The following is a 12,359-nucleotide window of genomic DNA, read 5'->3' as shown; positions in this document are numbered from 1 at the left end:
TTGTCCGACACCGGGACGATCTCCAGCGTGCGCACCAGGTCCGACGACGGCTGCGGGACGCCCGCGAACCCGACCTGCAGGACCTGCGCCACTCGCTCGACCCGGCCGCGTTGGCGCAGCTCCAGGACCTGGCAGGGTTGCGATGACCGCGGACGACCTGGTCATCGTGCTGGTCGCGGGTCTGACCGCGACCGCCTGCGGGCTGCTGGGCCCGTTCCTCGTGCTGCGGCGCATGGCCCTGTTGTCCGACGCCGTCAGCCACGCCGTGCTGCCCGGGATCGTGGCCGTGTGGCTGATCGGCGAGACCCGCGCACCCGTCCCGGTCGTCGCCGGGGCCGCGGCCTTCGCGGTGCTCTGCGTCCTGGGGATCGACGCCGTCCGGGCCACCGGGCTGGTCGCGAGCGACGCCGCCATCGCCCTCGTCTTCCCCGCGCTGTTCTCCCTCGGCGTGCTCGGGATCACCCGGTACGCCTCGGACATCCACCTCGACCTGGACTCGACCATCTACGGCGAGATCGCGTTCACGCCCTTCGACACGGTGACGATCGGCGGTATGGCGTTCGCCCGGTCCGGCGTGGTGCTGGCGTGCGTCGCGGTGCTCAACCTCGTGCTGGTCACCGCGCTGTGGAAGGAGCTGCGGGCCACCACGTTCGACCCACAGTTCAGCCGGGTCACCGGCCTGCGGCCGCGGCTGTTGTCCCGGCTGCTGCTGATCGCCGTGGCCGTGACCGCGGTGTCGGCCTTCGAGGCGGTCGGCGCGATCCTCGTGGTGACCATGCTGATCGTGCCCGCGGCCACCGCCTACCTGCTCACCCAGCGGCTGGGCGCGATGGTGTTGGTCGCCGTGGCCGTCGGGTGGGTGGGGGCGATCGTGGGGCACGTGGCCGCCCTGACCTTCGACACCTCCATCGCGGGGGCGATGGGGCTGGTCTGCGCGGTCTGTTTCGTGCTCGCGCTCGGGATCCGGGCCCTCCGCCGGGCGTGATGCTCCCCGATCCCTTCCCCGACGCCGACTTCCCGGCGGCGCCGTACCCGGGCGCCGTCCCGGAGCACTCGTTCGTCCACGTCCCGGGCGGCGGGCACGCGGTGACCGGCGACCCCGCCGAGCTGCTCGCGCAGCTCGGCGCCACGCCGATGGCGGGGCGTGTCCCGATCCTCACCTACGGCTCCAACCGCAATCCGGCGAAGATCGGCTGGCTGCGCTCCGAGCTGGGGCTCACCGGTGCCGTCGTGGTCCTTCGCTGCACCACCCGGGAGGTCGCGGCGGTGTGGGCGGCGGGCCTGCGGGTGGTCGACGACCAGCGCCCCGCCGTGCTCGCCGCCGCGCCCGGTGTCGTCGAGGAGCACTCGGTCTGGTTCGCCACACCCGAGCAGGTCGCCGTGCTCGACCGCTGCGAGGGACGGTCGGTGGGCCGCTACCGGCTCGCGCGCCTGCCCGGCGTCGAGGTCCGGCTGTCCGCCGACGTGCTGCTCGACTCCCCCTTCGCCTACCTCGGCGCCGCGGCGGTCCGCCGCCCACTGCTGGTCGACGGCGCCCCCGTCCGCTGCAGCGAGGTCCCGCAGGACGCGGCGCGCGGCCTGAGCGGGGTCCCGGCCGACTCCGACGGGCTGGCCGCGACCACCGTCGACGGGCCGCCGAACCCGGACTCGTGGCCCGCCCGGCTGTTCGTCTACGGCACCCTGCAGCCCGACGGACGGGCCTGGCACCTGCTCGCACCGCTGGTCGAGCAGGTGCGGCCGACCGTGGGCCGGGGCCGCCTGTTCGACACCGGCCTCGGGTTCCCCGCCCTGCTGCCGGGCGACGGGAACGTCCCCGGCCACGTCGTCACGCTGCGGGACCCGGCCGCCGCGTTCGCAGAGCTGGACCGCTACGAGGGCCCGGAGTACGCCCGCAGGCGGGTCCTCGTGGAAGGACGTGCGTATTGGACGTACGTATGGATTCAGAGGACCAAGGGCTTCCGCAGCATCGCCCGCTGGTGACCGGCGCCCAGGATCGCACGTTTCGTGCTCTCAGCGCGGCTTGATCGCAGTCTGCGTGCTCTCAGCGCGGTCCGGACAGCACTGGGAGCACGAAACGTGCGCTCTCACCCTCCTCGGGAAACCGCTCGCCACAACCCGCTCCACCCGCCACACTCGCCGTCCGTGAGCCTCACCGTGCGCCGCGCCACCGATGCCGACTTCGACGCCCTGATCGCCCAGGACCAGCGCGGCTTCGGCACCACCCACACCCCGGCCTGGACCGCGGCCATGCGGCGGCTGCTGGACATGGATCGCTTCCTCTTCGCGGAGGTCCACGGCGAGCTCGTCGGCGTCACGGGCGCAGTGCCGTTCCCGATGGGTGTCCCCGGCGGGCAGGTGGACGTCGAGGGCGTGACCTGGGTGTCCGTGCTGCCCACGCACCGCCGCCGCGGCGTGCTCCGGGCGCTCATGGAGGCGCAGATCCCGGCGATGACCACGTCGGTCGCCGCGCTCACCGCGAGCCAGGGCACCCTCTACGGCCGCTACGGCTACGGCGTCGCCACCGAGACGCGGCGGATCCGCATCGACCGGCGCTTCGCGGCGTTCCGCCCGGAGGCCCCGGACCCCGGCGGCGTCCGGATGATCACGACGGACGAGGCCCGCGCCCATGCGCCCGAGGTCCACGCCCGGTGGGCCGTCGGCACCCCGGGCTCCGTCCTGCGCAGTCCGGTCCTCTGGGGGTACTTCCTCGACGACCACTCCGACGACCGGGACGGCGGCACCGGCCTGTTCCACCTCGCCCACCCGGACGGCTACGCCTCCTACCGGATGCACCACGACCGCAGCACCATGGTCGTGCGGGACCTCTTCGCCGCGACCCGAGGCGCACATCGCACTCTGGCGGGTCCTGCTCACCGGGGACTTCGTCACCCACCTCGAGACCAACTTCTGCCCGTCCGGCGACGCCCTCGCCTTCCTCCTCACCGACCCCACCCTGATCGAGACCACCGGGGTGCACGACGCCGTGTGGATCCGTCTCCTCGACCCGGCCGCGGCCCTGTCCGCCCGCCGGTACGCCGTGGAGCTCGATCTCACCCTGGAGATCCACGATCCCCAGCTAGGGACCTCCCGGGTCCGGCTCGAGGGCGGCCCGGACGGCGCCTCCGCGAAGCCCACCGACGGCCCGCCGGACGTCACCCTCGGCGCCTCGGCCCTGGGCTCGCTCTACCTCGGCGGCCACCGCGCGAGCACCCTCGCCCGCGCCGGGCTGATCGAGGGGACGGGCGTCGCGGCGATGGACGCCGCCTTCGTCGCCGACCGGCCGCCGATCCACGGAACCGGCTTCTGAGTCCACGCCAGACCCTGCACGACCGTGTGACCTCGCCTAGCGTTGTCGGTCGACCGAGACAGGGGACGTGATGAGCGAATCCAACACGCAAGGTCACGGTGGGGGGCAGGTCGAGGAAGCCGACCCGGCCACCGTGCGCAAGGCCGTGGCAGGCGCGGCGATCGGCAACGGTGTCGAGTGGTTCGACTACGCCGTCTACGCGTATCTGACGGTGCAGATCGGGCTCAACTTCTTCCCCGACTTCTCACCGGCGGCCCAGTCGCTGTTCGTGTTCGCGGGCATCGCGATCCCGTTCGTGCTCCGGCCCTTGGGCGGGATCATCCTCGGGCCGCTGGGCGACCGTTACGGCCGCCGCCAGGTCCTGGCCGTGACGATCGTGCTGATGTCCGGTGCCACGTTCCTGATCGGTCTACTGCCGAGCTTCAGCGTCATCGGGTTCGCCGCGCCGATCCTGCTGCTCACGTTGCGGCTGATCCAGGGCTTCTCCACCGGCGGCGAGTACGGCGGGGCCGCGACCTTCATCGCCGAGTACGCACCGTCGAAACGCCGGGGCTTCTTCGGCTCGTTCCTGGAGTTCGGCACGCTGGCGGGCACCGTGCTCGGCGCGATCCTCGCGACCGCGGTCCAGCTCGGGTTGTCCGAGGACGCGCTGAACAGCTGGGGCTGGCGGATCCCGTTCCTGGTCGCCGGTCCGCTCGGCCTGGTGGGCTTCTACCTGCGGTCCAAGCTCGAGGACACTCCCGCCTTCCGTGCCGCGGAGCAGGAGAACACCACGACCACCGCGCCGTTCCGCGAGGTCGTCCGGAACGTGTGGCCGCAGATCCTGCAGCTCATCGGCTTCGTGATGCTGCTCAACGTCGCGAACTACACGTTGCTGACCTACATGCCGAGCTACCTGACGCAGACCATCGTGATCGACGACACCGAGGCCCTCGTGGTGCTCATCGTCGTGATGCTGGTGATGATGGTGGTCATCACCCCGATCGGGCGGCTGTCCGACCGCATCGGCCGGAAGCCGCTGCTGCTGGGCTCCGCCATCAGCACCTTCGTCCTGGCCGTCCCGGCGTTCTGGCTCATCAGCCAGAAGGGCTGGGTGCCGGTGACGATCGGGATCGCGATCCTGGGCATCCAGCTCGTCCTGATGTTGGGCGTCATCGGCTCGGCGCTGCCCGCCATGTTCCCGACCCGGAACCGCTACGGCGGCTTCTCCATCGGCTACGCGACGTCCACGGCGGCCTTCGGCGGCACGGCGCCGCTGATCAACACAGCGCTCATCCAGGCGACCGGGAACACCTACATCCCGGCCTTCTACCTGATGCTCGCCGCCGCCGTCGCCATCTACCCGCTGATCAAGATGCCGGAGACCGCCGGGCTGGACATCTCCCACCCCACCCGCATCCCGGGCACGGACCACTACGTCCCCGAGCGCGAGCCCGCCACCACCACCTGAACGACGAACGGCACTCTCGCTCACACCTAGTGAGCGAGAGTGCCGTTCGTGCATAGCCATGCGTCGGAACCCCGGATGAGCGAGCGGCACCCTCGCTCACTAGGTATGAGCGAGGGTGCCGTTCGTTCGGGCGGGGTCAGCCCATGGACGGGCCTAGGCCCAAGCTCTGCGGGGTGCTGGAGTCCGGGCTGGGCTGCGGGATGCCGTCGTCCAGGGGGCCGTACTCCGTCATCAGGGCCTTGTTCCAGGGGGTCTGCTCCTCGGCGACCAGGGAGTTCGTCGTCAGGATCAGGCCCGCCACGGAGGCGCCGTTCTGCAGGGCGCTCCGCACGACCCGCAGCGGGTCGATGATGCCCATCTCGACCATGTTCCCGAAGCGGCCCTCGAGGGCGTCGAAGCCCTCGTCGACGCCGAGGTCGGTGACCTGCTTGACGACGTCGGAACCGTCGTAGCCCGCGTTCGACGCGATCAGGTGGACGGGCTCCGTGAGCGCGGCCCGCACGATCTCGACGCCGATCCGGTAGTCGCTCGACACGTCCAGCGAGTTGAGCGCGGACTCCGCGTGCAGCAGGGCGGCGCCGCCGCCCGCCACGATCCCCTCGGCCATCGCGGCCCGGGTCGCCTGCAGCGAGTCGTCGACGCGGTGTCGGATCTCCTTGAGCTCGGCGTTCGTCGGCGCCCCGACCGAGATGATCGCGGCCTTCCCGGACAGCCGCGCGATCCGGTCGTTGAGCCAGTCCTCGTCCGTGCCGATGCTCGCGCGGTGCATCTCCGCGCGCAGCTGCGCGAGCCGCGCCTCGACGGCCTCGCGGGCTCCCGCGCCGCCGATGATCGCGGTGTCCTCGTTGGTGGCGCGGACCTGCGTGGCCCGGCCCAGGTGGTCGGCCGTCATCTGCTCCAGCGCGAAGCTCGACGCCTTGCTGTGGACCTTCGCACCGGTCAGCGCGGCGATGTCCTCCAGCATGTGGATGCGCTTCTCGCCGAAGCCGGGGGCCTGGATCGCGGTGACCTTCAGGTGCCCGTTGACGTGGTTGTGCACCAGCATCTGCAGCGCGGTGCCCTCGACCTTCTCGGCCACGATCACCAGCGGCCGCGGGTCGCGCATGATCTTCTCGAGCACCGGCATCAGCTGCCGGACGTCGGTGATCTTCTCCGCGGACAGCAGGATGTAGGGGTCGTCGAGGATCGCCATCATCGAGCCCGGGTCGGTGACCAGGTACGGCGAGACGTAGCCGTTGTCGAACTCGAAGTCCTCGACGAAGTCGACGCTCAGCCCGAGCAGCGGGCCGTCGTCCACGGAGATGACGCCGTCGTCGCCGACGGTGTGCAGGGTCCGCGCGACCACGGAGCCGATCGACTCGTCGTCGTTGGCCGAGATCGCGGCCACCCGGGACAGGTGCTCGAGCGAGTCGACGGGGTGCGCCACGCCTGCCAGGTGCTCGACGATCCGCGCGACGGCGAGGTCGATGCCCCGTTTGACCAGCACCGGGTTCCCGCCGGACTGGATGGCCTTCATGCCCTCGCGGACGATCGCCTGGGCGACCACCGTGGCGGTGGTGGTGCCGTCGCCGACGATGTCGTTGGTCTTGATCGCCGCTTCCTTGAGGATCTGCGCGCCCATGTTCTCGAAGGGGTCGCGCAGGTGGATCTCGCGGGCGATGGTCACGCCGTCGTTGGTGACCTCCGGGGTGCCGGTGATCTTCTCCAGGACGACGTTGCGGCCCTTGGGACCCAGCGTGGATTTGACGGCCTCGGCGAGCTGGTCCACTCCGGCCTGCAGCGCCCTTCGGGCGTCGGCGCCGAACTTGAGTTCCTTGGCCATGACTTCGTCCTCCTGTGCGACAGCGGTGTCGGTCGTGCGCGGGTGGAAACCGACCTCCCCACCGGCGCCCGGGTGCGAGTCCGGGCGCCGACGGGGACGGTGCGGAGCGACGTGCAGGGGTCCCGGCCGCCGGGCGGGCCTCACCGAGAGGCGGCAGGGGGTCGTGAGGGGCGATGGTCGCTCTGGCGACCATCGCCCCTCACAGGGTCAGGAGACGGCGGGCGGGAGCATGTCCCCGATGAACTCGGCCGCTTCCTCGAGGTTGCCGAACATCACGGTCCGGTCGTCCATGTGGATCATCTTGCCGTAGTGCGTCGACATGTTCTCCTCGAACTCGGCGGCGTCGTAGAAGCCCGGCTCCTCGCCCAGGGCCTCCGAGATGTCGTCGTAGACGAAGTCCATCCGACCCACGCAGTCCACCCGGATCATGGACGGCAGGTGGGTGATCGTCACGTTCTCCTGGCGGTCCATCACCTCCGCGACCACGACGCCGATCTGGTTGTTCATCAACGTCACGCCGGCCTTGCCGGAGGCCGTGCGGTCCGCCTTGAACGGGCTCTCCGCGGTCTTGAAACTCGTCACTGGTTCAGCTCCTTCGGGGCTTCGAGGCCGAGGTCGGTGAGGATTCCGGCGAACCTGCTCTTGGCGCGGTCGAGGCTGTCCTCGAAGCGCGGCGGCTTCGCGTCGGGCAGCGACCAGATGGGCTGCAGGGTGCGGGCGGCCTCGATGGCCTGCGGCACCCAGTTGCGGAGCCAGCCCTGCATGAGGTCCTTGTTGTGCTGCGCGAACTCCTTGTCCTGGGTCAGCGGGCCGAAGCAGGCCTGGGTCCAGCGCAGGTCGCGCTGGGCGAAGTCGAACTCCGCGGCACCCATGACCGTGGGTGTCACGAAGTCGCCGTTGCCCGCGGCCGCCTGCATGACCAGCTGGGAGCGGAAGAGCTCCCCGAGCAGCGGCTCGAACACGACGTTGGCGGCGAAGATCGACTCGCCCCAGTCGTCGTCGACGGCGGTGATGGCCTCGCAGACCTTGCGGACGCCCTGCCACTCGGGGTCGTTGTTCCAGGCGTCGAGGTGGGCGGTGCCGTCGAACCCGTCGATCTCCTCGGTGAGGGTGAGGTTGTAGAGCGCCAGGTCCTGCGCGAACCGGATCTTGTGCATGCTGTTCACCGCCATCGCGGTGTTGTGCATGTTCGTCGGGCCCGAGCGGTTGCAAGCGGCGAAGACGTAGAGCCCGAGGATGTGCTCGATGTGCATCCACGCGCCGACGTTGCGCTCCACGAACTGGATCCAGTTCGGGGTCCACTGCTCGAACGCCTTCGAGTTGCGGGCGTTCTCGATGTTCTGGTTGACCTGCCGGACGACGTTGGCGTTGTACCGGTAGAACGTGAGCTCCCACTCCTCGTTGGGGTCACGGAACTCGTGCCAGCCGTGGGCGGGCCACTCGTAGCCCTTGCCGCCGGAGCCGGGGAAGCGCTCGGGATCGGGCCGGTCGACACCCCAGGCCTTGAGCTTGGTCCAGGTCAGCGGATAGCCCGCCGAGCCGTCCGCGAAGCCGTAGATCCAGCCTTGGGACAGGTAGTGCCGGGGGTCCGGCTGGACGTCGACCGTGACGTCCTCGTAGTGGGTCTGCTTGCGCTTGGCGGGCTTGTAGTAGTTGTAGCGCCGGGCACTGGCGCCCGAGTCGGGGAACTCGCGTGCGCCGGCTTCCGCGTCGGTGAAGACGGGTTTCGGGACACTGCGTTCGGGCCGTTCCGTGGTGGTCATCAGCCGTCCTCGCCTTCTGTTTCACCGGTGGTGGTGAACTTGTCGTAGAAGATGTTCTCCTCGCGCACGCCCAGTGCCTTCAGCGTGGCGATCGCCGCGTCGACCATCGGCGGCGGCCCGCAGACATAGGCATCCGCTCCTTCCAAAGTGGACTCGTTCGCCTGGACGACCTCCGTGATGAGGCCGGTGTGGCCCTCCCACGGCTCGCCCTCGGCGGGCTCGGAGAGCGCGGGCACGTAGGAGAAGTCGCTGGGCAGCTGGTCCTTCAGCGCGGCCAGCTCGGGTTCGAAGCAGAGGTCACGCGCCGTGCGGGCGCCGTAGTAGAAGGTCGACGGGCGCTCGACGCCGCGCTCGGCCATCGACCGCAGCAGCCCCAGGACCGGCGCCATGCCGGCGCCCCCGCCGACGAAGATGATCTTCGACGTCCGGTTCTCCCGGAGCGTGAACGTGCCGAACGGCGCCTCGACCTCGATCTGGTCGCCGACCTGCACCTTCTCGGCGAGGTACTCGGAGAACAGGCCACCCGGGTAGATCTTGATGACGAACTCGAACTCGCCCTGGCGGTTCGGCGTGTTGGCCATCGAGAAGGAACGGCTCTCCTCGGTGCCCGGGACGGTGAAGTCCATGTACTGCCCGGGGAAGAACTTGATCTCGTCCGGCTCCAGCAGCTTCACCCGCAGGTGCCGCATGTCGTGGGTGACCTCGTCGTTCGCGACGACCTCGACCAGCCCCTTCCGCAGCGGCAGGCCCGACCGGATGATCTCCTCGTCGTAGTTCAGGAGCTCGATCGTGAGGTCCTCGTAGGCGTGCGCCCGGCAGAGGAGCGTCGAGCCCTCCTCCTTCTCGTAGTCCGGCAGCGCGAAGGTCGAGTAGCTGTCCAGCTCGATGTCCTCGCCCTCCAGGACGAAGGACTTGCACGCCGCGCACTGTCCCTCCTTGCACCCGTGCATGAGCTGGACGCCCTGCTCGGCCGCGGCGCGGAGGATGGTCTGGTCCTCGTCGACCTCGATCTCGATGCCGACCGGCTCGAACCGGACGACGTGCTTGTCACCCAAGGCTGGAACCCCTTCTGTCGTGGTGGACGGCGCAGGAGAAGGGCAGGGTCGAGCGGGGGGAGGGCCGGAGGCCCCGGCCCTCCCCCCTCGCCTGACCCGCGCTCAGGCGCTCGAGGGCGCCGGGCGACCGGCGGGACCCTGGCGGTTGTAGTCAGCGACATAAGCGGCGCGCTCGGCGTCGTTCATCTCGTTGAACAACACGTTCGGGCTCTGCAGCGGCGGACAACGCCGCATGTGGTCCAGCGTCCACATCTTCTTGGGGTCCAAGTCGAGGTGGGGCTGAGCCGTCATGGTCTTGCCGTCGTCGCGGACGAAGCCCATGTCGGAGACGACGTCGGCCCAGTTCCAGCCGTGGTACAGCGTCTCCCACTCGCGCTTGCCGACCAGTCGGCCCATGTTCGGGGTCTCGCGACCCTGGTAGGTCGGCCGGAAGGCCTCGACGTCCGTCCAGCGACAGACCTCGTGGCAGTACGTGCGGTGCTGGCCGTCGACCTCGGCCGTGACCATGTCCTCACGCACCAGACACGGGACCATGCAGACCCAGCAGCGCGCCGGGTACACGTAGTCCACGTCCTCGAAGACGATCGGGTTGTGCCCGTTCGGCTTCGCCAGGCGGGAGTAGTTCTCCCACCACTTGCCGTACTTGTCGTACCAGCCCGGGTACTTGTACTCGAACCATTCGAAGTCGTCGTCGGTCATCGCGTCGATGCGCCAGTAGTTGGCGAGCCAACCGGTGGCGAAGAACTGCGCGACCTCGTGGACGTAGCCCTTCTCCCAGATCTGCTTCCACGACTCTTCGATCAGGTCGTGCGGGATGACCAGGCCGTACTTCTCGAGCGGCACCAGGTAGGCGCGGTAGTAGTCGTCGTAGATCCAGCGTCGCCACATCTCCGCGTAGGACTCGCGGTCCTTGCGGCGGTCCTTCGTGCCGTACTCGATGAAGGTGCCGATGGCGGCGTCGACCACGCGGTGGTTGTTCCACCACGCGTAGCGCAGGTCGCGCTCGAGCAGCTGGCGGTTGTCCTCGTCGGACAGGGCCATCAGCAGCGTGGCGTAACCGTTGGAGATGTGGCGCGACTCGTCGGACTGGACCGAGTGGAACACCGTCGGCAGCAGGTAGTCGCCGTTCGCCGCCGCTTCGGCGGGCATCGCCACGAACAGGGTGTTCGTGAAGGCCGTCTCCGCGACGATCGTCAGGTAGATGCTGGCCGCGGTGATCGCGTCACCGGTGATGAACCCCTCGGCGAACTGGCGGCCGATGGTGCCGCAGTAGTCGCTCTGGAAGTTCCGCAGGCTGTTGTTGAAGCCCGCCGGGTCGATGTAGTTGTTCATGTACAGGCGCTTCAGGTTCTGCTGGATCGTCGAGTGGCGTACCTCGTCGATCATCTGAATGGCCTGGCCGTTGTGCAGCTCCGGGTTCGGAACCACGTGGAACAGCATGGGCATCGAGCGCGCCGCCGAGACCTCCGGCAACGGGATGATGCTCAGGAAGAGCTTCTGCCACTCCAGCCAACGCTCCTGGACCTGGCGGAACATGTTGCCGCGGATGGCGCCGTCGGAGGCACCGTAGACGCGGTGGTCCTTCTCCTCCTGCATCGGGAAGTACGACCGGAGGACCTGCTTGAGCGGGTCCTTCTTGGCGGCCTTCCGGAAGGTGTAGTCGGTTCCGTACTTCATGTACGGCTCGTGGTACTGCGGCTCCCAGGCGAGTTCCTGGATCTTCTGGTGAGCCTTCGCCAAACTCTGCCGACTCACGTCGTCTCCTCACGGTGGTGGGCGAGTCACAGAGTTCGACGACATCGGCGAGAGGCGCGGGAGCCCACCTCGTCGTCGGACTCTGTACCGGGTGGGGGGTGCGACCTGGGTCACAGTCCCTCCGGTGCACCGATCACACTCCCGACCCTGGTCACCTGCGGTCTCAATCTGAGACGGTGCCCGCCTGACCTGGGCCTACCGTCTGAGACGTCGGGGCAGTAGCGTCCGGACCGATCCCGGCTGCCGCGTCAACGCGGACCACAGCTGCTCCGAGAAGGGCAACCGGTTGGTCGAGATGAACGAGCGCGTCCACCACCACGAGGCGCCGGACCCGTTGCGGGTGTCCGGAGCAGGCCTCCTCGCGCCCGTCGCCGTCGGTGCCGCCGCCGAACGGGTCGCCGTCGCCCGCGACTCCTTCCTGCACGACGAGTCGCCTCCGCCCGGGCTGGTCCGGCCCCCGATCCTCGCCTCGTGGACCCGATCGCGCGACTTCTCCGTGCCCAGCGACCACCTCGAGCTGCCGTACGAGACCGACTGCGAGCCGGACACCCCGCTGCTGCGGGCGGCCCGCCCGGTCGTCGACGACATCGCCGACCAGTTCGCCACCGAGCCCGTCAGCGTGATCCTGTGCGACGACGAGGGCGTGGTCCTGGACCGGCGGACCGGTGACAGTGCGCTGCGCCAGCACCTGGACCGGATCTGGCTGGCCCCCGGGTTCAGCTACGCCGAGCAGTACGTCGGCACCAACGGCATCGGCACCGCGCTGGAGGGCCGCGCCCCCGCCCAGGTGTTCGGGCACGAGCACTACGTCGAGCACCTCGAGGACATGGCCTGCGCCGGGGTGCCGATCCACCATCCCGTCTCGGGGAAGCTGCTGGGCGTGCTCGACCTGACCTGCTGGCGGAGCGAGGCGAGCGCGCTGATGGCGGCCACCGCCGCGACCATCGCGCAGCGCATCGAGGAGCGGTTGCTCGAGCAGTCCGGGCGCCGCGAGCTGACCCTGCTGCACGACTACCTGGCCGCCTGCCGACGGGGCCGCGGCGCGGTCGTCGCCGTCGGGGCGGACCTGCTGATGATGAACGACAAGGCCCGCGAGCTGATCGACGCGGCCGACCAGGCCCCGCTGCTCGCCGAGGCCACCGAGGCGCTGCGCACCGGGCGGCGCAGGCAGCTGCTCGTGGACCTGCCCAGCGGCAGCACCGCCCGG

The 12,359-nt window shown here is 69.7% G+C and carries 10 protein-coding genes and 1 pseudogene; 6 read left to right on the top strand and 5 right to left on the bottom strand.

What is annotated here, in order from left to right:
* Positions 1-142: 142 nt before the first annotated feature.
* The 5 genes and pseudogenes from H5J29_RS07360 (at position 143) to H5J29_RS07340 (ending at position 4,757) form a co-directional block, all read left to right on the top strand.
* Complete coding sequence (locus tag H5J29_RS07360; RefSeq protein ID WP_181780160.1) at positions 143-985, top strand: metal ABC transporter permease; 843 nt, start codon at positions 143-145, stop codon at positions 983-985.
* On the top strand, positions 985-1,980 hold the full coding sequence (locus H5J29_RS07355; protein WP_181780159.1) for a gamma-glutamylcyclotransferase family protein: 996 nt from the start codon (positions 985-987) through the stop codon (positions 1,978-1,980). The genes H5J29_RS07360 and H5J29_RS07355 overlap by 1 nt, the downstream gene beginning before the upstream one ends.
* 24 nt (positions 1,981-2,004) lie before the next feature.
* Positions 2,005-2,802 (top strand): annotated as a pseudogene (locus H5J29_RS36495) (GNAT family N-acetyltransferase); the annotation flags it as partial.
* 181 nt (positions 2,803-2,983) lie between these two features.
* Positions 2,984-3,307, top strand: coding sequence for a sterol carrier protein domain-containing protein (locus H5J29_RS36130; protein ID WP_181780158.1), 324 nt, complete (start codon positions 2,984-2,986; stop codon positions 3,305-3,307).
* A 70-nt stretch (positions 3,308-3,377) separates the two neighbouring features.
* Complete coding sequence (locus H5J29_RS07340; RefSeq protein ID WP_181780157.1) at positions 3,378-4,757, top strand: MFS transporter; 1,380 nt, start codon at positions 3,378-3,380, stop codon at positions 4,755-4,757.
* A gap of 136 nt (positions 4,758-4,893) precedes the next feature.
* Here the strand turns inward: H5J29_RS07340 and groL are convergent, their stop codons facing one another.
* The 5 genes from groL to H5J29_RS07315 all read right to left on the bottom strand — a co-directional run bounded on the left by groL (position 4,894) and on the right by H5J29_RS07315 (position 11,137).
* Positions 4,894-6,579, bottom strand: a complete 1,686-nt coding sequence (gene groL / locus H5J29_RS07335; protein WP_181780156.1) for a chaperonin GroEL — start codon at positions 6,577-6,579, stop codon at positions 4,894-4,896.
* A gap of 207 nt (positions 6,580-6,786) precedes the next feature.
* On the bottom strand, positions 6,787-7,161 hold the full coding sequence (gene mimD / locus H5J29_RS07330; RefSeq protein ID WP_181780155.1) for a propane 2-monooxygenase effector subunit MimD: 375 nt from the start codon (positions 7,159-7,161) through the stop codon (positions 6,787-6,789).
* Positions 7,158-8,342, bottom strand: a complete 1,185-nt coding sequence (locus H5J29_RS07325) for an aromatic/alkene monooxygenase hydroxylase subunit beta (protein ID WP_181780154.1) — start codon at positions 8,340-8,342, stop codon at positions 7,158-7,160. Before H5J29_RS07325 ends, mimD begins: the two co-directional genes overlap by 4 nt.
* Positions 8,342-9,397, bottom strand: coding sequence for an FAD-binding oxidoreductase (locus tag H5J29_RS07320; RefSeq protein ID WP_181780153.1), 1,056 nt, complete (start codon positions 9,395-9,397; stop codon positions 8,342-8,344). The genes H5J29_RS07325 and H5J29_RS07320 overlap by 1 nt, the downstream gene beginning before the upstream one ends.
* A gap of 102 nt (positions 9,398-9,499) precedes the next feature.
* Positions 9,500-11,137 carry a ferritin family protein gene (locus H5J29_RS07315; RefSeq protein ID WP_181780162.1) on the bottom strand — a complete coding sequence of 546 codons (1,638 nt, stop codon included), beginning with the start codon at positions 11,135-11,137 and terminating at the stop codon, positions 9,500-9,502.
* Between the two features lie 310 nt (positions 11,138-11,447).
* Between H5J29_RS07315 and H5J29_RS07310 the strand changes: the two genes are divergently transcribed.
* A partial coding sequence (locus tag H5J29_RS07310; RefSeq protein WP_181780152.1) for a GAF domain-containing protein occupies positions 11,448-12,359 on the top strand: 912 nt, incomplete at its 3' end.

The sequence above is a fragment of the Pseudonocardia pini genome (assembly GCF_013870575.1).
Taxonomy (GTDB): domain Bacteria; phylum Actinomycetota; class Actinomycetes; order Mycobacteriales; family Pseudonocardiaceae; genus Pseudonocardia; species Pseudonocardia pini.
Note: the sequence above shows the minus strand (reverse complement) of the source record. Positions and strands in the feature narration are given on the sequence as shown.